The 19,222-nt window shown below is 66.7% G+C and carries 20 protein-coding genes and 2 riboswitches; of the genes, 9 read left to right on the forward strand and 11 right to left on the reverse strand.

The window, feature by feature from the left end; translation table 11 throughout:
* Positions 1-72: 72 nt before the first annotated feature.
* Positions 73-876, reverse strand: coding sequence for a helix-turn-helix domain-containing protein (locus EH199_RS01015; RefSeq protein ID WP_223806401.1), 804 nt, complete (start codon positions 874-876; stop codon positions 73-75).
* Positions 877-976: 100 nt separating this feature from the next.
* Here EH199_RS01015 and EH199_RS01020 point away from each other — a divergent pair, with 100 nt between their 5' ends.
* The 5 genes from EH199_RS01020 to EH199_RS01040 are packed head-to-tail and all read left to right on the forward strand — an operon-like array spanning position 977 to position 6,309.
* Positions 977-2,206 carry a Tm-1-like ATP-binding domain-containing protein gene (locus EH199_RS01020; protein WP_223806402.1) on the forward strand — a complete coding sequence of 410 codons (1,230 nt, stop codon included), beginning with the start codon at positions 977-979 and terminating at the stop codon, positions 2,204-2,206.
* On the forward strand, positions 2,203-2,658 hold the full coding sequence (locus EH199_RS01025) for a biotin/lipoyl-containing protein (protein WP_124807416.1): 456 nt from the start codon (positions 2,203-2,205) through the stop codon (positions 2,656-2,658). The genes EH199_RS01020 and EH199_RS01025 overlap by 4 nt, the downstream gene beginning before the upstream one ends.
* Complete coding sequence (locus tag EH199_RS01030; RefSeq protein WP_124807417.1) at positions 2,655-4,001, forward strand: acetyl/propionyl/methylcrotonyl-CoA carboxylase subunit alpha; 1,347 nt, start codon at positions 2,655-2,657, stop codon at positions 3,999-4,001. Before EH199_RS01025 ends, EH199_RS01030 begins: the two co-directional genes overlap by 4 nt.
* Positions 3,998-5,470 carry a biotin carboxyl carrier protein gene (locus EH199_RS01035; protein ID WP_124807418.1) on the forward strand — a complete coding sequence of 491 codons (1,473 nt, stop codon included), beginning with the start codon at positions 3,998-4,000 and terminating at the stop codon, positions 5,468-5,470. The genes EH199_RS01030 and EH199_RS01035 overlap by 4 nt, the downstream gene beginning before the upstream one ends.
* Entirely contained in the window at positions 5,467-6,309 is an 843-nt protein-coding gene (locus EH199_RS01040) for an HAD-IIA family hydrolase (RefSeq protein WP_124807419.1), read from the forward strand. Before EH199_RS01035 ends, EH199_RS01040 begins: the two co-directional genes overlap by 4 nt.
* Here the strand turns inward: EH199_RS01040 and EH199_RS01045 are convergent.
* The 3 genes from EH199_RS01045 to EH199_RS01055 form a co-directional block, all read right to left on the reverse strand.
* Positions 6,306-6,584 carry an HNH endonuclease gene (locus EH199_RS01045; protein WP_124807420.1) on the reverse strand — a complete coding sequence of 93 codons (279 nt, stop codon included), beginning with the start codon at positions 6,582-6,584 and terminating at the stop codon, positions 6,306-6,308. The two genes, EH199_RS01040 and EH199_RS01045, sit on opposite strands and share 4 nt — an antisense overlap.
* Positions 6,581-7,489 (reverse strand): DMT family transporter, encoded by a 909-nt coding sequence (locus tag EH199_RS01050; RefSeq protein WP_223806403.1) that lies wholly within the window; start codon positions 7,487-7,489, stop codon positions 6,581-6,583. Before EH199_RS01050 ends, EH199_RS01045 begins: the two co-directional genes overlap by 4 nt.
* Positions 7,490-7,567: 78 nt before the next feature.
* A complete protein-coding gene (locus EH199_RS01055) occupies positions 7,568-7,966 on the reverse strand; it encodes a GtrA family protein (RefSeq protein ID WP_190287039.1) in 399 nt (132 codons plus the stop codon).
* 99 nt (positions 7,967-8,065) lie between these two features.
* Between EH199_RS01055 and EH199_RS01060 the strand changes: the two genes are divergently transcribed.
* The gene (locus EH199_RS01060; protein WP_190287040.1) at positions 8,066-9,583 is read left to right on the forward strand and encodes a hypothetical protein; all 1,518 of its coding nucleotides are present in this window, start codon (positions 8,066-8,068) and stop codon (positions 9,581-9,583) included.
* A gap of 1 nt (position 9,584) precedes the next feature.
* On the opposite strand, the gene EH199_RS01065 is transcribed toward EH199_RS01060, so the two are convergent.
* Together EH199_RS01065 and EH199_RS01070 are read right to left on the reverse strand one after the other, a co-directional pair.
* Complete coding sequence (locus EH199_RS01065; RefSeq protein ID WP_124807423.1) at positions 9,585-10,313, reverse strand: bifunctional 2-polyprenyl-6-hydroxyphenol methylase/3-demethylubiquinol 3-O-methyltransferase UbiG; 729 nt, start codon at positions 10,311-10,313, stop codon at positions 9,585-9,587.
* A complete protein-coding gene (locus EH199_RS01070; RefSeq protein WP_124807424.1) occupies positions 10,286-11,293 on the reverse strand; it encodes a glycosyltransferase family 2 protein in 1,008 nt (335 codons plus the stop codon). Before EH199_RS01070 ends, EH199_RS01065 begins: the two co-directional genes overlap by 28 nt.
* Before the next feature lie 229 nt (positions 11,294-11,522).
* Here EH199_RS01070 and EH199_RS01075 point away from each other — a divergent pair, with 229 nt between their 5' ends.
* Positions 11,523-13,055 carry a CpaF family protein gene (locus tag EH199_RS01075; RefSeq protein ID WP_190287042.1) on the forward strand — a complete coding sequence of 511 codons (1,533 nt, stop codon included), beginning with the start codon at positions 11,523-11,525 and terminating at the stop codon, positions 13,053-13,055.
* Positions 13,056-13,070: 15 nt separating this feature from the next.
* Here EH199_RS01075 and EH199_RS01080 read toward each other — a convergent pair whose 3' ends face one another.
* Positions 13,071-13,265: a hypothetical protein gene (locus EH199_RS01080; RefSeq protein ID WP_190287044.1), complete on the reverse strand. Its 195-nt coding sequence runs from the start codon at positions 13,263-13,265 to the stop codon at positions 13,071-13,073.
* Positions 13,266-13,345: 80 nt separating this feature from the next.
* On the opposite strand from EH199_RS01080, the gene EH199_RS01085 reads away from it, so the two are divergent.
* Complete coding sequence (locus EH199_RS01085; RefSeq protein ID WP_223806404.1) at positions 13,346-14,236, forward strand: DMT family transporter; 891 nt, start codon at positions 13,346-13,348, stop codon at positions 14,234-14,236.
* A gap of 94 nt (positions 14,237-14,330) precedes the next feature.
* On the forward strand, positions 14,331-14,465 hold the full coding sequence (locus tag EH199_RS01090) for an entericidin A/B family lipoprotein (RefSeq protein WP_124807428.1): 135 nt from the start codon (positions 14,331-14,333) through the stop codon (positions 14,463-14,465).
* Positions 14,466-14,517: 52 nt separating this feature from the next.
* Here EH199_RS01090 and gcvPB read toward each other — a convergent pair whose 3' ends face one another.
* The 4 genes from gcvPB to gcvT are packed head-to-tail and all read right to left on the reverse strand — an operon-like array spanning position 14,518 to position 18,959.
* Complete coding sequence (gcvPB, locus tag EH199_RS01095; RefSeq protein WP_124807429.1) at positions 14,518-16,071, reverse strand: aminomethyl-transferring glycine dehydrogenase subunit GcvPB; 1,554 nt, start codon at positions 16,069-16,071, stop codon at positions 14,518-14,520.
* Positions 16,068-17,426, reverse strand: a complete 1,359-nt coding sequence (gene gcvPA, locus EH199_RS01100) for an aminomethyl-transferring glycine dehydrogenase subunit GcvPA (protein ID WP_124807430.1) — start codon at positions 17,424-17,426, stop codon at positions 16,068-16,070. The genes gcvPB and gcvPA overlap by 4 nt, the downstream gene beginning before the upstream one ends.
* A gap of 4 nt (positions 17,427-17,430) precedes the next feature.
* Positions 17,431-17,802, reverse strand: coding sequence for a glycine cleavage system protein GcvH (gcvH, locus tag EH199_RS01105; RefSeq protein WP_124807431.1), 372 nt, complete (start codon positions 17,800-17,802; stop codon positions 17,431-17,433).
* The gene (gcvT, locus tag EH199_RS01110) at positions 17,802-18,959 is read right to left on the reverse strand and encodes a glycine cleavage system aminomethyltransferase GcvT (RefSeq protein WP_124807432.1); all 1,158 of its coding nucleotides are present in this window, start codon (positions 18,957-18,959) and stop codon (positions 17,802-17,804) included. Before gcvT ends, gcvH begins: the two co-directional genes overlap by 1 nt.
* Before the next feature lie 32 nt (positions 18,960-18,991).
* A riboswitch (glycine riboswitch) is annotated at positions 18,992-19,108 on the reverse strand.
* Positions 19,109-19,211: riboswitch (glycine riboswitch) on the reverse strand.
* Positions 19,212-19,222: the final 11 nt, after the last annotated feature.

Raw genomic sequence — 19,222 nt, forward strand, 5'->3', positions numbered from 1 at the left:
CCCGCCAAGCAGTCTCGCCGAAGCGGCTGGCGTAATTAATCAGCAACGCAAACGGATTTCACTGTATGAAACTTATTTGTCCTTCCCTTCGATCTCGAGTCCGATGATCCGCGCGGTCCGGCGCAACGCTTCGAGATTGCGTGCGATTACCACCTCTTCCGCTCCCCGCCGCGCGGGCCACGTCACGTTGATCGCCGCGACAGGCGTGCCTTCGACGATGATCGGCACGGCCATGGACCGGCGGCCATCGCGCAGCACCAGTTGCCGCGACCGGTCGGGCCACGGATGCAGCGGCTCGCGCGAGGCGTGGCCGCGTTGGCGCGTCTGCTGCAGGATCTGGCGCAAGTCTTCCTCGGTTCCCTCGCTCGTTTCCTTCGGTCTAAGCCGCGCGATGATCGCCTCGCGCTCGGCCTCGCCGCACGCCGCCAGATAGGCCCGGCCCGTCGCGGTGTGGATATAGGACAGCTTTACCCCCACCGGCCCCAGCACCGCCGAATCGAGTCGGAACAGCGGCCCGTTGGTCTCGATGATTTCCATGTGATCGAGCCGCGGCACGGCCAGGACCGAAGGCCAGGCGATCCGCGTGCTGAGCGCCTTCATGTGCTGCGAGGCGACTTCGGCGATGCGCTCCGCCGAAGCGACCGGGGCCGCCGTCGAGGCATAGGCGTGCGGCAGATAGGCGCCATCGGCAAGGCGCTGCCAGATCAGTCCCTTGCGGCCCAGCGTCATCAGCATGCGCAGCAAGGTGGCCTTGGGCAAGCCAAGCGCCTGGTGCAATTCGTGCAGGCTGGCCGCTTTGCGCGCCTGCACTTCGAGCAGCACGTCCAGCCCGCGTTCAAGCGCGCGGACGGTCTTGACCTTCCGTTCCAGCATCATCCCCGTTTCACCTTATGCAACGCAAAGTCGCCAAACCATCGTGCAAAGTCAATCGCGCTGTCGCAGCTTTAAGGCGGGAGACACGCCCCAGGGGGCCACAATGGACGGCAAGATGGACAACAAGCCAAGCGTCCTGCTGATTATCACGCAGGATACCAAGGAAGAGGAAGCCCGCTTCGCGCGGGCCGCACTGGAAGAAGCAGGCGTGCGCGTGGTCCATCTCGACCCCAGCGTACGGCGCACCCTGGGCGGTGCGGAGATTTCACCCGAAGATGTGGCCGCCGCCGCCGGCACCACGATCGAGGCGGTGCGCGGACTGGGCCACGAAGGGCATTGCCAGGACGCGATGATACGCGGCGCGGTCGCCGCCGCTCATGCCTGGGATGCGAAGGACCCGATCTCGGGCATTCTCGCCATCGGCGGTTCGATGGGGTCGGCGCTGGCCGGCGCCCTGATGCAGAGCTTTCCCTATGGCCTGCCCAAGCTGATCGTCTCGACGATGGCCTCGGGCTTCACCAAGCCTTACATGGGCGTGAAGGACATCGCGATGATGAACGCGGTGACCGATATCGCCGGCATCAACACGATCAGCCGCGACGTGTTCCGCAACGCCGCCTTCGCCGTGGCCGGCATGGCCAAGGGCTATGACCGCGACAAGGGGCCGGAGCGCCCGCTGGTGCTGATGACCACGCTGGGCACCACCGAAGCGGGCACGCGCCGCATCCGCCAGGCGCTGGAAGCCGATGGCTGCGAAGTCATGGTGTTCCATTCCTCGGGCGCGGGCGGCCCCACGCTCGATGCGCTGGCGCAGGACAAGGACGTGGCGCTGGTGCTCGACCTTTCGGTCACCGAGATCATTGACCACCTGTTCGGCGGCCTTGCCGATACCGGCCCCGATCGCGGCCGCCCCGCCCTGCGCAAGGGCATTCCCACGATCATCGCGCCGGGCAACGCCGATTTCATTATCGGCGGCCCGATCGACGTTTCGCGCGTGCAGTTCCCCGACCGGCGCTATCACGAGCACAACCCGCAACTCACCGCCGTCCGGACCAAGCTGGAGGATTTACGCAAGGTGGCGGATCATCTTGCCGCCAACGTGCGCGAGGCGAAAGGACCAGTGCGCGTGTTCACCCCGCTGGGCGGCTTCTCCAGCCACGACAGCACCAGCGGGCACCTGATGGACACCACGGTGCCCGCGCCGTTCGCCGAATATCTGCAACAGGTGATGCCGGCCAGCGCGCCCGTCACCGTCATCGACGCGCATTTCAACGACGAAGCGTTTGCCGACGCCATCATCGCCGCCGCGCGCGAACTTCTGGAAGCCAAATGACCGAAGACCTGCCCCTTACCGCCGAGGACGTCGCCGAGATCGTCGCCATCCTCGAAAGCTCCGGCTATCGCGAGGTCGATATCGCGACCAACCGCTTCCGTCTGCGCGTGGCGCGCGGCGATGGCGCGCAATCCGGCTTCACCCAGGAATGGCAATGGGCCGGCGCGACGGGCGCCGGTGAGGCCGTCACCGGTGAAACCGTCGGCGCCGAAAGCGACCCGGACGCCGTTCTCGCGCCGCTGCCCGGCACGTTCTACCACGCGCCGCAACCGGGCGCGCCGCCGTTCGTCCAACCGGGCGACAGCGTGAATGCCGAAACCGTGGTCGGCATTGTCGAGACGATGAAGCTGATGAACCCGGTTCATGCCGGCCGCAGCGGCGTCGTCGTGGAAGTGATCGTGCCCAACGCGACGATGGTCGCCAAGGGCCAGGCGCTCGTGCGGCTGGCATGATCCGCAAGCTGTTCATCGCCAATCGCGGCGAGATCGCGCTGCGCGTGATCCGCACCGCGCGCCGCATGGGCATCGCCACGGTGCTGGGCGTGTCCGAAGCGGACGCTTCTTCGCTGCCCGCCCGCCTTGCCGACGAGGCGGTCGTGATCGGGCCGGCGCCTTCGTCACAAAGCTATCTCGTGATTGATCGGGTGGTATCCGCCGCGCGCGATGCGGGGTGCGATGCGGTCCATCCCGGATACGGCTTCCTGTCGGAGAACGCCGCGTTCGCGCGGGCCGTGGCCGAGGCGGGCATGCGCTTCGTCGGGCCGGACATCGCCACGCTGGAGGGCATGGGCGACAAGCTCGCCGCGCGCCGGCTGGCGCTGGAAGCCGGCCTGCCCGTGCTGCCCGGCGGCGAAGCGGAAACCGCCGAGGCCGTGCAGGCCCGTGTCGCGGAAACCGGCTTTCCCCTGCTGCTGAAGGCCGTTTCCGGCGGTGGCGGCAAGGGCATGCGCCGGGTCGACCGCGCCGAAGACCTCGACAGCGCGCTGGCAATGGCCCGCGCCGAGGCGCAAGCGGCGTTCGGCAACCCGGCGGTCTATGTCGAGCGCTTCGTGGCGCGCGGCCGCCACGTCGAAGTGCAACTGCTGGGCGACGGGCAAACCGCGCTCCACCTCGGCACGCGCGATTGCTCGATCCAGCGGCGGTTCCAGAAGCTGGTGGAGGAAGCCCCTGCCCCGGCCATGCCCGAAGCCGCGCGCGCGGCGATCGAGGACGCGGCGGTCCGCCTTGCCCGTCATCTGCGATACCGGGGCGCGGGCACGGCCGAATTCCTTGTCGATGCCGACGATTTCTCGTTCTACTTCCTCGAACTCAACGCGCGTATCCAGGTCGAGCATCCGGTGACCGAAGCGATCACCGGCATCGATCTGGTGGAGCAACAGTTGCTCGTCGCCGCCGGCAAGCCGCTGGGGCTGACGCAGGCGATGGTGCGCCCCGAAGGCCACGCCATCGAGGTGCGCATCAACGCCGAGGACCCGGATGCCGATTTCCGCCCGTCCCCCGGCCGCGCCATGCGGGCGGCCTGGCCGGCGGGACCGGGCATCCGCGTGGACACGCACATCGCCGACGGAGGGGAAATCCCGCCGTTCTACGATTCGCTGATGGGCAAGCTGATCGTTCATGGCGCCACCAGGGCAGAAGCGGTGGACCGTCTGGCCGATGCCTTGTCCACGCTGGCGATCGACGGGCTGCCCACCACCGCATCGCTGCACCGCCGCATCGTGGCCGATCCCCGCTTTGCGGCAGGCGGCGTCGACACGGGATTTCTTGTGGGGCTTTCCGGAGGGCCGGGACAATGACCGAACTGCGTCTCGTCGACGTTACCATGCGCGATGGCAACCAGAGCCTGTGGGGGGCCACCGGCCTCGATACCGCGCAGATGCTTGCCGCCGCCGCGCTGACCGAAGCCTGCGGTTTCCGCGCGATCGATTTCACCTCGTCCAGCCACATGGCCGTGGCCGTGCGCTATTTCCGCGACAACCCGTGGGAGCGTATCCGCCGGATGCACGCGGCGATGCCCACCACGCCCTTGCAGTTCATTACCACCGGCCTGCGCTTCATCGCCTGGCAGCAAGCCGACCCGGAGTTCATGCGGCTGGTCTATCGCCAGCTCCAGCGTGACGGCATCGGTCGCTTCGTGCTGCTCGATCCGATGCACGAGGTGCCAGCCGTGATCGACGCCGCCCGGCTGGTGAAGCAGGAAGGTGAAGCCGAGGTCATGTGCGCGCTGACCTTCACGCTCTCGAACATTCACACCGATGCGTTCTACGCCGATTTCGCGCGCGCCGTGGGCCAGAGCGCCGATATCGACCTCTTCTATATCAAGGACCCGTCCGGCCTGCTCTCGGTGGACCGCGCGCGCACGCTGGTGCCGGCGGTGAAGGCCGCGATCGGCAACCGTCCGCTGGAAATCCATGCCCATACCACGATCGGGCAGGGGATGCTCTCGAGCCTGGAAGCGGCGAAGCTCGGCGTGTCCGCGATCCACGTCGGCATCGGGCCGGGGGGCGACGGGTCTTCGCTGCCCGAAGCCAACCGGATGCTGGCAAACCTGGAGGAAGCGGGGCACACGGTGGCCATCGACAAGGCCGCGCTCGCTAGGCTGACGCAATACTGGACGCGCCTTGCCGCTGCCGAAGGCCTCCCCCCGGGTCAGCCGCAGAACTTCGATGCCAGCTTCCTGCGTCACCAGATCGCCGGCGGGGTGATGACCACCACCGCGCGCCAGCTCGACGAACTGGGCCTGTCCGACCGGCTGGGCGCGGTGATCGCGGAAACCGAGCAGGTGCGCGCGGAGCTGGGCTATCCGATCATGGTCACGCCCTTCCCGCAGATGGTCATGAGCCAGGCGCTGTTCAACGTGATCGGCGACCGCCGCTATGCGCAGGTATCCGATCAGGTGGTGCGCTATTGCCTGGGCAAGTTCGGCAAACCGACATCCCCCATCGATCCGCAAGTCCTGGCGGCGATCATGGACCGGCCCCGCGCGCGCGAACTGGAGCACGAGCCCACCTTCCCCGCGCTCGCCGACTTGCGCCGCCAGTTCGGCGTGCATCTGTCCGACGAGGAGTTCCTGCTGCGCGCGGTGATGCCGCCCGAACAGGTCGATGCCATGCAGGCGGCGGGGCGTTCGCGCGCGGGTTACACGCCCCAGGCCGCGCCGATGCTCGCCCTGCTGCGCAAGCTCGCCGCGCAACCACAGGCGCGCGACATCGTGATCGAACGGCCGGGCTTCCGCCTCGCCCTCCATGCCGGAGCCGCCGCATGACTGTGTCGAAGGACGTATCCGTCCGCCTGCGCGATGCCTCCGGCTACGTGTTCGACATGGACGGCACGATCGCGCTGGGCGATGCCGCCAGTGGCGGGCACAAGGCCCTGCCCCATGCGATTGCCGTTCTGGAAGGGCTGAAGGCGCGGGGCACGCCCTATGTCGTCTTCACCAACGGCACGGCCAAGCCGCCCGCCGCCTATGCCGCATCGCTGCGCAAGGCGGGATTTCCGGTGGAGGACGCTCAGATGCTTACTCCCTCCTCGTCCACGGCGGACTGGCTGAAGCGCTCCGGCGTGGGGAAGGTTCGCGTGCTGGGCAATGCCGGTTGCCGCGCGCCGCTCGACGACGCAGGGCTCGCTGTGGTGGGGCCGGACGAGGCGGCCGAGGGGGTGGAAGCGGTCTATACCGGCTGGTTCCGCGAGTTCGATTTTGCGGCGCTGGAAGCCGCCTGCGATTCGCTGTGGAAGGGTGCGAGGCTGCTGACCGCCAGCAACGTGCCGTTCTTTGCGACGGCCAACGGTCGCGCCATCGGCGCCAGCTATCCGATCAACGCGATGCTGACCGCGATGACCGGCAAGCGCCCGCGCATCCTGGGCAAGCCTTCGCGCGTCGCGTTCGATACCGCGCGGTTGCTGATGGGCCTGCCGCGAAGCGCGGCGAAACATATGGTGGTGGTGGGCGATGATCCGGCGCTGGAAATGCGCATGGCCAATGCCGTAGGGGCGCTCTCGGTCGGCATGGCCACGGGGATCATGGCCAAGAGCGACGACTTGCCCGAGCGCGACCGGCCCGCCGTGTTGCTGGATAGCCTGAAGCCGCTGCTGGATATCCTCTAACGCCGTTTTGCCGTGGGCGCGTGGAAATCGGGCGGCTTGCCCGAAACCCATGCTACGAATTTCGCGATCACCGGATTGGCCCGCAGCGTGTCGGCATCATGGCCAATGCGCGCGAGTTCCCCGTTGCCGAACTGGGCATGCAGCGTGCGGTGGCAGATCGGATGGACCGCCACGGTCTCCCGCCCGCCCCGGCTTTTCGGCACCGGGTGATGCCATTCGATCCGTCGTCCCAGCGGCCGTTCGCACAACCAGCAGCAGGCCGCCGCGTCGCTCACCGGCCCGGTCTGGCCGGCGCGTCGGCCCGCCCGGCGTTCCACAGATACAGCCCCGCCGCGACGATCACCGCGGCGCCGAACAGCGCGGTGGCATCGGGGCGCTCGCGAAACAGCAGCCAGCCGAAGAAGCCAGCCATCAGCAACTGCACATAGGTCATCGGCGCGATCGTCGCCGCGCCGGCGCGGGTGGTCGCCATGTAGACCAGCGTGTGGGCAAGGCTCGCGCTGCAGGCGATCAGCACCGACCGCGCCGCCACGCTCCATTCCGGCACGCCGATATGCAACATCGGCAAGCCGCTGAAATGCCCGATGATCGCGGCGGGTACCAGGATCAGCGTGCCGAAGAACGCCACGCTGAACTGCATCGCCAGCGCGCTGGCATGGCCGGCCACCGCACGGTTGCCGATCATCAGCAGCGCCATGCCGATGGCGGAAAGCAGCGGCAGGAACGCCACCGCGCCCAGTGTGGCAAGATTGGGCCGCAGCACGATCAGCACGCCGGCGAAAGCGAAGGCGCTGGCGATCCACGTCGCGCGCCGCATCGGCTCGCGCAGGATCAGCGCGGCAAGCAGCCCGGTAATCATCGGGCTGGTGAAGGTGATCGCGGTGGCGGTGGCGATCGGCATCAGGAACAGCGCGGTGAAGAACGCCATGGCCGATATCGCCACGCCCCCGCCCCGTAGCATTTGCCAGCCGGGCCGCGCCATGCGGAACCCGGCCCGCCCTTCGCGCAGCGCAAGCACCACGCCCAGCCCGATCACACCCGCGACATAGCGCAGCGCCGCGATAGCCAGCCCCGGCCACAGCCCGGCCATTGACTTGACGACCGCATCCCCGACCGAAAGCAGCGCGAACCCGGCGAGCGCGAACAGAAGGCCGGATGCTTCACGTGATCGATGGTCCACTAACGCGCCTTTACGCTGATGGGGGCACACCGGTGCCGTTCATCTGCCTTTCGATTTCAACGCATTTGCGGGTTCGCTTCAGCTAACGGGCTGCGCAGGGCGCGCCCTCACCGGTCGGAACACGAAATGCTGGAGCGCGAGATAGACAGAAACGGCAAGAAAAGGAACGAGCAATGCTTGCGCGACCAGGGGGTGAAATCCCAGCCGTCCCAACAAGGTCAGTGCAAGACTGTTGACGCAAACCTGAACCGTATAAACACCCAGGAACCGTGGCAGCAGGGCAAGATCGCGGTTGGCAAAGACATGCTTGCCGATGGTGTGGAAATTGAACGCGACACCCAGCGCCGTTGCCGCGACCACAGCGGTCAGCCTTGACGCTCCCAGCAAAATCAGGCCTACGAACAGCGCATAGCCGAAAGCGGTGTTGATGCCGCCCACGATCAGGAAGCGAAACCAGCTTGGCAGGCGATCGAACATTCTGCCAATCTGCACAGATCGGGTTAAGACGGCATAAATTGCGCGTGCCTGGGCTGGCATGTCGAGGGCTATGGACAGCAACAACCAGATGATCGCCTGATGACCTCACCGCTATCGCAAACGCCCGCCCGCGCTGATCGCCTGGCTTCGCTTCCGGGCCACTGGCTTCTTGGCATGTTAGCCGGCTGGCTCGCGGCCGACCTCGTGCTGCTTTCGGCTTTTCTGGGCTTCACCTCGCCCCTGTTGCTTGGCCTGCAGGCGCTGGCTTCCAGCCTGCTTGTCTTCGGCCTGACAAGAGGCGCCCGGCAGATCGGCCCCATCCCGCTCCGCAGGATCGGGTTGTGCGTGGCGATCGCGTTTGTTTTGCTTCTTCTCGGTGGCGAAGGGCGGCTGTTCTACGCCAACATCGACTGGCAGGTTCGCGATGCCGTGCTGCGCGACATGGCCATTCATCCATGGCCGTTCGCCTATCTCTACCAGGGCGAGCCGTTTCTGCTGCGCGCGCCTATCGGCATGTATCTGCTGCCTGCCCTCGCCTGGAAAGCCTGGGGCGAAACGGCGGGCGGCCTGACGCTGCTAATCCAGAACGCCCTGCTTCTCGGAGGGCTTCTGGCGCTGGCGTCGCCGCTTTTCGACAGCCGCCGCGGCCGCTGGATCGCGCTGATCGTGGCGCTGTGCTTCGGCGGGCTGGACATTGTCGGCAATGCCATTGTCGGCCCGCGCTTTATCGATCATCTTGAAGGCTGGCTTCCCGGCTTTCAGTTCAGCTCGTTCATCACGCTGGCGTTCTGGGTGCCTCAGCATGCCCTGGCGGGATGGCTTTGCGGCCTGCTGTTCCTGCTCTGGCGGGTTGGCAAGCTGGACATCGGCGTGTTCCTTGCCGTCGTTCCGTTGACCGCGCTGTGGTCGCCGCTGTCGATGATCGGCGCGCTGCCCTGGGCGGCGCTGGCGGGCGTGGAGGCCTTGCGGCAGGGAACGCTCTCGTGGCGATCGCTGGTACTGCCCCTCGGCGCCTCCGCCCTGTCGCTTCCCGCGCTCGCGTACCTGGGCATGGCGGGCGATAACGTCGGCATACGGCTCTATGCCTACGATTTCCCGCGGTACGCCCTGTTCGAAGCGCTGGAAACGCTGCCCTGGCTGGTGCCCGTGATGGCGGCAAGCCCGCAGTCCCGCTTTGGCCGTCATGCGGCAACGCTGGCGGGCGTGGTAATGCTGGTGATACCGCAAGCGCAGATCGGCTGGTCAATCGACCTCATGATGCGCGGCGCAATACCCTCGCAAACCGTGCTGGCCGTGCTGGTCGCGGAAATTCTCGCGGCGTCGCCGGGCTGGAAAACGGCGGGCCGGCACTGGTGGCTGGCCGGGGCGTTGGCGCTCGCGGCCTGTATCGGCGTTTCCGAGATAAACCGCGCCTTCCGGTTCGCGCCGGTGGGGCACGGCCGCTGCAGCTTCTTCAAGGCGTGGGACCAGGGTTTCGCGCGCTACCCCAAGGGCAGCTATCTGGCCCCCCTGGGCAAGGTTCCGCCGCGCCTGCTCGGCCAGCACGTCAGCATCGTGCCGGTCGTCGAACCCGACGCGTGCTGGGAAGGCGTATGGCGCCGCCCCGTCGGCGTTTAGCTCAGCGCGCCGAAACCACGGCGTAGAGCGAAAGGCCGATGGGCATCTTCACGCGCCCGAGCAGAAAGCGCTCCAGCGCGAACACCGCCTGCAATGCTCCGTTGAGAAGCCGGCCCGGCATGTCGTCCAGCGGCGCATCGTGACCACGCACGCGCTGCGCCTGCCGCTGCAGCCACGCCAGCGGGAACAACAGCGAGTTGAAGTAGCCTATTTTTTCCACTTTCAGCCCGGCCTCGGCAATGCACGTGCGCAAGGTTTTCAGCGTATAGCGCCGATGATGGTGGTGGATCTCATCGTGCCTTGACCACAGCGATGGAATCGCCGGGACGGTCAGGATCAACCGGCCTTCGCTGCGAAGCAGATCGCCCAGGCGTCGCAGCGACGAACGATCGTCCTCGATGTGTTCGAGCACATCGAGCAAGGCGATCAGGTCATAGGAGCGATCGGGCAGCGCAACCCGGTCCGGCAGCGCGCCGAACCCGATGTCCGCGATACCCTTGGCGGAGGCAAGATCGCGCGCGCCATCATCGAATTCGAACGCCTCGAGATGGCCATAGCGGGCCAGCAGGGCAAGGTTGCCGCCTGTTCCGCATCCGGCTTCCAATACCTTCGCGTTGCGCGGCGGCAATGCGAAACGGTCGATCAGGCTGGCGATGATGCGCCGACGGGCGACGAACCACCAGTGCCGTTCCTCCACCGCATTCATGCCCGCATAGGCGGCCTGGTCCACGCTTCTTCCCTTTCGCTGGAGCCCTGATCCGGCTCTGCCGCACTGTCCTGTTCAACGACATACAGGGGCCTCTGCCGCACTTCCTTGGCGATACGGCCGATATATTCCCCCATGATTCCGATGCTTAGCAGCTGGATGCCGCCCAGCATCAGCACGCTGATCATAATCGACGCATAGCCTGGCGTGTCGATGCCGGTTATCAGCGTGTGCAGCACCAGAAATGCCGCATAGGCAAATGCGCCAAGGGCGGTCACGCCGCCAACATATGTCCAGATGCGCAACGGCGCCGTGGTCGAAGCCGTTATCCCGTCGAGCGCGAGGCTCCACAGCCGGCGCCAGCGCCATTTCGTTTCACCGGCATGGCGCTGCGACCGGACATAGTCCACCGTCGCGACCCTGAAACCCACCCACGCGAACAGGCCCTTGTTGAAACGCGCGCTTTCGCCAAGCCGGTTGATGACATCCACAGCCGCCCGGTCGAGCAGGCGATAGTCGCCCACGTTCTCGGGGATAGGTGTTTCAGCCATGAGGTTGACCGCGCGGTAAAACCCATGCGCCGTCCAGCGTTTCAACCGGCTGTCGCTGGAGCGGTCGACGCGGCGGGCATTGACGACTTTCGCGCCCGCCACCCACTCGCGTACCAAGGCTGGCAACAGTTCCGGCGGATCCTGCAAATCGACGTCCATCGGCACCACGGCCGCCCCGCGCGCGTGCTGCAAGCCGGCCGCGATGGCGGCTTCCTTGCCGAAATTGCGGGACAAGCGGAGATAGCGGACACGCGCGTCCAGCCCGGCAAGGATCGCCAGCATGTCCGGCGTGCGATCGCTGCTGCCATCATCCACGAACAGCAATTCCGCCGAAGCCTGCGCCTCGATCACATCGAGCGCCTGCGCCAGCGGCGTCCGGACGGCATCGAGAAACGCGCCAAGGCTTTCCTGCTCGTTGAAGACCGGAATGATGATCGTCAGTTGGGGTGGCATGGCATCTCCGCCCGACGTTCTAGCGCGGGATGGTTAACCGGAGGTAATTGCCGCGGGACGCTTTCGCCGTTTTCGGCTGACGGATCTCCGCGATGGGTGCGTACTGCGCCATGCCCCTCGCCCGGTTAGGAATTCCTGAACGTTTCCCGATTATTCACCGCGTTTGCATAAGGACTGGTGACCTTCTTCCTCCATTTTCCGGAAGGGGTCGCAAGACGGGATCTATTTAATGAGCGCTTTTGGGCGAAAGAACGGACTTGGCGGCGGCGGTTCCATGCGGCCTTCCTTCGGTGTCGCGCGGCCCATGCGGGCTGGCGAGCAAGCTCCCGCGGGCCAGCCCGCGCCAGCGAGCCAACCGCCGGTCGGTGGCCAGCAGTTCCCGCCCCTTCCTGCCGAATCCGAAAGCGCCGCGCCGCAGAACCCGATGAAGGCGGATGCGATGACGCGCCTTGCCGATCGCGTCAACGGCGTCCACGAAAGCACCTATCAGGCCGAAGGCTTCGAAGCCTCGGTCCACAAGATCAAGGAACAGGTGCTCCCGCGCCTGCTCGAACGCGTCGATCCCGAAGCCGCCGCCACGTTGACCAAGGACGAACTGTCCGAAGAATTCCGTCCGATCATCATGGAAGTGCTGGCGGAACTGAAAGTCACGCTCAACCGGCGCGAACAGTTCGCGCTGGAAAAGGTGCTGATCGACGAACTGCTGGGCTTCGGTCCGCTGGAAGAACTGCTCAACGATCCCGACGTGACCGACATCATGGTCAACGGCCCGGAACAGACCTACATCGAAAAGAAGGGCAAGCTGACCATCGCGCCGATCCGGTTCCGCGATGAAAGCCACCTGTTCCAGATCGCGCAGCGCATCGTCAACCAGGTCGGCCGCCGCGTCGACCAGACCACGCCGCTGGCCGACGCGCGCCTCAAGGACGGCAGCCGCGTCAACGTGATCGTGCCGCCGCTCAGCTTGCGCGGTACCGCCATCTCGATCCGTAAGTTTTCCGAAAAGCCGATCACGCTCGACATGTTGCGCGATTTCGGTTCGATGTCCGACAAGATGTGCACCGCGCTGAAAGTCGCGGGCGCGTGCCGCATGAACATCGTGATCTCGGGCGGTACCGGTTCGGGCAAGACGACCATGCTCAACGCCCTGTCGAAGATGATCGATCCGGGCGAACGCGTGCTGACGATCGAGGATGCGGCCGAACTGCGCCTGCAGCAGCCGCACTGGCTGCCGCTGGAAACCCGCCCGCCGAACCTGGAAGGTCAGGGCGCCATCACCATCGGCGATCTCGTCAAGAACGCGCTGCGTATGCGCCCTGACCGGATCATCCTGGGCGAAATCCGTGGCGCCGAATGCTTCGACCTGCTGGCCGCGATGAACACCGGCCACGATGGTTCGATGTGTACGCTGCACGCCAACAGCCCGCGCGAATGCCTGGGCCGTATGGAAAACATGATCATGATGGGCGACATCAAGATCCCCAAGGAAGCCATCAGCCGCCAGATCGCGGAATCGGTCGATCTGATCGTTCAGGTGAAGCGCCTGCGCGATGGTTCGCGCCGCACCACCAACGTGACCGAAGTGATCGGCATGGAAGGCGACGTGATCGTGACGCAGGAACTGTTCAAGTTCGAATATCTGGACGAGAGCGAGGACGGCAAGATTATCGGCGAATTCCGTTCGACCGGTCTGCGCCCCTACACGCTGGAAAAGGCGCGCCAGTTCGGGTTCGACCAGGCCTACCTCGACGCCTGCCTCTGATCGGCTGCCGCCGGTTCAGGCGGTGTGGAACCAGTCGCGCGCGGCCAGGCCGAGCGCGACGCAGCCGATCATCATCGCCAGGAAATAGATCGTCGTCCACGGCATGAAGCCGACGGCGTCGGGGTCGCTGCGGCGCAACCGCCGGCGGTCGGCCCACCACGCGATCATTGCCAGCAGAATGGCCACCCCCCCGATCGAACCCATCGTCACCGCATCGTCCATGCGCCGAAGATGGGAACGAAGCGCTTGATCGCAAGCCCCGTACGCCTAAGGGCAAGCGCATGGACCGCATGAACCGACCGATCCTGGCGCTGGGGTTGCGCCTGGCCGCCATGGCTTCGCTCTCGGTCATGCTGATGCTGGTCAAAGTGGCGGGCACCCGCGGCGTAAGCCTACCGGAGACCCTGTTCTGGCGGCAGTTCTTTCCCGGCCTGATGCTGCTCGGCTATCTTGCCGCGCGCGGCCAGCTTTCCGTCCTCAAGACGCAGCGGTTGTGGGTTCATGCCCGCCGCGCGGCCTTCGGCGGCTCCGGCATGTTCCTGACCCTGGGCGCGGTGATCCTGCTGCCTCTGGCCGAATCCACCGTGCTGGGCTTCACCGCCCCGATGTTCGCGGTGATCCTTGCGGCGGTGGTGCTCAAGGAACCAGTGGGCTGGGTGCGCTGGTCGGCCGTGATACTGGGGCTGGCGGGCATTCTGGTGATCGCGGGGCCGAACCAATCGCATCTCCCGCCGTTCGGGATCGCGGTCGGCATCGGCGCGGCGTTCATGGTCGCGGTGATCGCCATCCAGTTGCGCGATTTGGGACGGACCGAACAACCGCTGACGGTGGTATTCTGGTTCTCCGCTTTCACCTCGCCGGTGCTGGCCCTGTTCCTGCTGCGCACCGGCGTCCACCATGACGCGGCGGACTGGTTGATCCTGTTCGGCATCGGCCTGTCCGGCCTGATCGGCCAGATCTTTCTCACCGCCGCGCTGCGTTATGGCAGCGTATCGAGCGTGATCGTGATGGATTATTCCGCCTTCGCCTGGGCCACGTTGTGGGGCTGGCTGGTGTTCGACCATCTGCCGCCCGCCTCAACCTGGATCGGCGCGCCAATCGTGATCGCCGCCGGGCTGATCATCGCCTGGCGGGAACACCTGCTGCATCGCCAACGCGCGGGCGACGCGCTGACCGCGTAACCGATCCACCGGCGGAACCGCTAGCCGTTCCGAACGTTCCAGCGGTTCATCACCGCCAATGCGGTGTTCGGCTATTTACGAGAGGAGATTTCCGATGATCCGCAAGATCGTTCTCGCGACGGTTCTGAGTGGAATGGTGCTGGGCACCGCCGCCTGCAACACCGTGAAAGGCGCCGGCCGCGACATCGAGTCGGTCGGTCAGGCCGGTTCCGACGCGATCCACAAGTAAGTTCAGAACAAAGGCCGCCGGTCACCCGGCGGCCTTTGCGCACGGAAGGTCGTCAGTCCTTCCACACCAGCTTCGGCTTGCGCGCGGCCAGCGTTTCATCGAGCCGCCGACGTGGAGCCAGGTGCGGCGCGCTCTTTAGCAGCGGATCGCCTTCCCGCGCGCGCTCGGCCAGCGACCTCATCGCCCCGATGAACTGGTCCAGCCCCGCCTTGCTTTCGGTCTCGGTCGGCTCGACCAGCATCGCGCCGTGGACCACCAGCGGGAAATAGACCGTCATCGGATGGAAACCCTCGTCGATCAGGCCCTTGGCGAGATCGAGCGTGGAGAACCCTTCCGCGAAACCGTCATCGCTGAACAGCGCTTCGTGCATGCAGGGGCCGGCTGCGCCGAACGGCGCTTCCAGCACGTCCTCAAGCCGGCGCAGCACGTAGTTGGCGTTGAGCACCGCGTCGCCCGAAACCTGCCGCAGCCCATCCGCGCCGTGGCTCAGGATATAGGCCAGTGCGCGCGTGAACATGCCCATTTGGCCATGGAACGCGCACATCCGACCGAAGCCTTCGGGATGGATGCCGGGCGCGTCCTCTTCCTCCACCAGCCGCACCGAACCATCGGCCTGCCGCGCGGTGAACGGCAATGGCCCATAGGGCGCGAGCGCTTCCGACAGCACGACCGGCCCTGACCCCGGCCCGCCCCCGCCGTGCGGGGTGGAGAACGTCTTGTGCAGGTTGATGTGCATGGCATCGACGCCAAGGTCTCCGGGGCGCACGCGCCCGACGATGGCGTTGAAGTTCGCCCCGTCGCAATAGACATAGCCGCCGGCCGCATGGACCGCATCGGCAATCGTCTTCAACTCGCGCTCGAACAGGCCGCAGGTGTTGGGATTGGTGATCATCACCCCGGCCACGTCCGGCCCGAGCCGTGCGGTCAGCGCCGCCACGTCGACGCGCCCGTCCTCGGTCGCCGGGATGTTCTCCACGCGATAGCCGGCGAAGGCCGCCGTGGCAGGATTGGTACCGTGCGCGCTTTCGGGCACCAGGATCACCTCGCGCGCGTCGCCCCGCGCTTCCAGCGCGGCGCGGATGCACAGCAGCCCGCACAGTTCGCCATGCGCGCCGGCCTTGGGCGTCATCGCCACCCCGTGCATCCCCGTCAGCTTGATCAGCCAGTGCGCCAGTTCGTTGATCACCTTCAGCGCGCCCTGCACCGTCTGCTGCGGCTGCAACGGATGGACATCGGCAAAGCCCGGCATCCGCGCCACCTTTTCGTCCAGGCGCGGGTTGTGCTTCATCGTGCAGCTTCCCAGCGGGAAGAGGCCCAGATCGATCGCGTAGTTCTGCCGCGACAGGCGGGTATAGTGCCGCACCGCTTCCGGCTCGGACAGGCCCGGCAGATCGAGCCGCGCCTTGCGCCGGAACGCGCCCAGCGTGTCGGGCAGGTCCGGCGCTTCATCGAAATCGACACCGCACCGGTCGGCCGCGCCGATCTCGAACAGCAGCGGTTCCTCCAGCTGCAGCGCGCGGTTGCCGGTGAAAGTCGTCACCGCCGCGCTCTCGCCCTGATCGCCGGACATGGCCGGGCTCCAGCCCGCGGGATTGAGGTCGTTCATGCCAGCACCTCCTCAAGCGCCGTACCCAGCGCGTCGATGTCTTCCGCCGTCGTGCATTCGCTGGCCGCGACCAGCAGACCATTGGCGAGCGCCGCTTCGCCCGGATAGAGCCGGCCCAGCGACACGCCGCCCAGCACCTTGCGTTCCGCCAGATCGCGCACCACCTGCCGGGCATCGCGCGGCAGCGTCACCGCGAATTCGTTGAAGAACGTGGTGTTGACGATCTCCACGCCCGGCACTTGCGCCAGGCGATCCGCCGTGGCGCGCGCGCGGGCATGGCTCAGGTGTGCCATGCGCTCCAGCCCGGTCCCGCCCAGCAAGCTGAGATGGATCGAGAACGCCAGCGCGCAGAGGCCGGAATTGGTGCAGATGTTGCTCGTCGCCTTCTCGCGCCGGATGTGCTGTTCGCGCGTCGACAGCGTCAGCACGAAGCCGCGCCGACCTTCGGCGTCCACGGTTTCGCCGCACAGGCGGCCGGGCATCTGGCGCACGAACTTCTCGCGGCAGCCGAACAGGCCGAGGTACGGCCCACCGAACTGGAGACCAACGCCGAGCGACTGCCCTTCCCCCACGACGATGTCCGCGCCCAGGGCACCGGGGCTTTCGAGCAGGCCCAGCGCGACCGGTTCGGTCACCACCGCCACCAGCAGGGCGCCCTGCGCCTGCGCGGCGGCCGCGATCCGCGCGAGATCGGGAATGCGGCCAAGCACGTCGGGATACTGCACGACGACGCAGGCCGTGTCCGCGTCGATCGCGGCGATCACGGCGTCGTCATCCGCCGCTGCGGCCAGCACCGGGGCAGAGGTCACCAGCGCATCGCCGGTAAAGCGCGCCATGGTGCGCGCGGTCTCGACGTAGTGCGGGTGGAGGCCGCTCGAAAGCACGGCCTTCTTCCGCCGCGTGATGCGGCCCGCCATGGTGATTGCTTCCCAGCACGCGGTCGACCCGTCGTAGAGCGAGGCATTGGCGATGTCGGTCCCGAACAGGCGCGCGACCTGGGTCTGGAACTCGAACAGCACCTGCAAGGTCCCCTGCGCGATTTCCGGCTGATAGGGCGTGTAGGCGGTCAGGAACTCGCCGCGCTGGATCAGGTGGTCGACGCTGGCCGGCACATGGTGGCGATAGGCGCCCGCGCCCAGGAAGAACGGTGCTTCGCCCGCCGTCAGGCTTTCGGCGGAGAGCCGCGCCATGTGGCGTTCCACCGCCATTTCGCTGGCGTGGAGCGGCAGGCCGGGGATCGGCCCCGCCTGCCGCGCTTCGGCGGGCACGTCGACGAACAGGTCGTCGATCGATCCCGCGCCGATGACCGACAGCATGGCGCTGCGATCATTCTCGCTCAGGGGAAGATAGCGCATCCGGTCAAAGCCCCTCGACGTAGGTCTTGTAGGCGGCTTCGTCCATCAGGCCTTCGAGTTCGGCGGCATCGGACAGCGTCATGCGCCACAGCCAGCCATCGCTTTCGGCAGCGGTGTTGACCAGTTCCGGCTCGTCTTCCAGCGCGGCGTTGGCCTCGCTCACCGTACCCGAAACGGGTGCATAGACGTCCGAGGCGGCCTTGACCGAATCCACCACCGAGGCGCTGTCGCCCTTGGCCACCGCCGAACCCGCCGCCGGTAGTTCCACGAAGGTGATGTCTCCAAGCTGGCTCTGCGCGTAGTCGGTGATGCCAACGGTGGCATCGCTGCCGTCAACGTCGATCCACTCGTGGTCCTGGGTGAAATAGCGGGGCATCAGGCGGCTCCTTTGCGGTGATAGCGGTGGGGAACGAAGGGCATGGGCGTGACGGTGGCCGCGATCTTGCGGCCGCGCACGTCGATGATGAGCTGGGTGCCCGGCCGCGCCAGTTCGGCGGCGACGGTGGCCATGGCGATGGGCTTCTCCAGGCTGGGCGAAAAGCCGCCGGAGGTGACGCTGCCGACCTCGGCCTCGCCCCACAGCACTTTCGCGCCCTCGCGCGCGGCCATCCGGCCTTCGAGCACCAGGCCGACCCGGCGCGTGACGCTGCCGGTATCGATCAGCGGCAGGATGCGGTCCGCGCCGGGGAAGCCTCCGTCACCGCGCCGGCGCTTGTTGATGCCGAACAACAGGTCCGCGCTCACCGGGTCCACGTCCGGCGTCATGTCGTGCCCGTAAAGCGGCAGGCCGGCTTCGAGCCGCAGCGAATCGCGCGCGCCCAGGCCGATCGGCTTCACTTGTGGTTGCGCGCAGATCAGGTCTGCGATCGCGGCGGCGCTTTCGGCCGGCACGGCGATCTCGAACCCGTCCTCGCCGGTATAGCCCGAGCGGCTGATCCACGCGTCCACGCCGCCCAGCGTGAAGCTGGCGCCGCGCATGAAGCTGAGCGCGGAAAGCGCGTGTTCGCCACCCACCAGCGGAGCGAGCGCGGCGAAGGCTTCCGGCCCTTGCAGCGCGAACAGCGCGCTGTCCGCCAGGTGCGTGAGCGAGACGGCTTCGGGCAGGTTCGCGCGCAGATGGGCGATGTCGTCGTGCTTGGTCGCGCCGTTGACCACCAGATAGAAGCCCGTGCCCCAGCGCGTGACCATCAGGTCATCCAGAATGCCGCCATTGGCATCGAGCAGCAGCGAATAGCGCACCCCGCCCAGCGGCAGGGTGGACAGGTCGATCGGCAGCACCGCCTCGATCGCGGCTTCGACGCCTTCGCCCGCGATATAGAGCTGGCCCATGTGCGAAACGTCGAAGAACCCGGCGTGCGCGCGCGTCCACAGGTGCTCGGCGATGATGCCTTCGTACTGCACCGGCATCCAGTATCCGGCGAAAGCGACCATGCGGCCGCCACGCGCGCGGTGCCAGCCATCGAGCGGCAAGGTCAGCGGCCCGGCGTCGGGCTCGCTGATTTCATCCGGTGAAATTTTGTATGTGTCGCTCACAAAATCGGTCTCCGTACAGTCTGGCACCCATCGGTGCCCCCTCTGTCACGGAAACCTGAGAGCTTTCCCCCGCCGCCCGCGCGGGCTGGCAAGGTTACCCCTTCGGCGGCCCTTTCCTTGCGGCAAGGACACTTTCCAGAGCGTCGCTATCGACCAACGCGGTCCTGAAGCCTGAGAGATTCCGGGGCGGTTGCTCCTTCGGCGTCCCGCGATCCGACTGGCGAATCGCAGGAACTCTCCCGCGCGATCAGCGACCTGTCCAT

Source organism: Novosphingobium sp. LASN5T, from assembly GCF_003856955.1.
Classification (GTDB): domain Bacteria; phylum Pseudomonadota; class Alphaproteobacteria; order Sphingomonadales; family Sphingomonadaceae; genus Novosphingobium.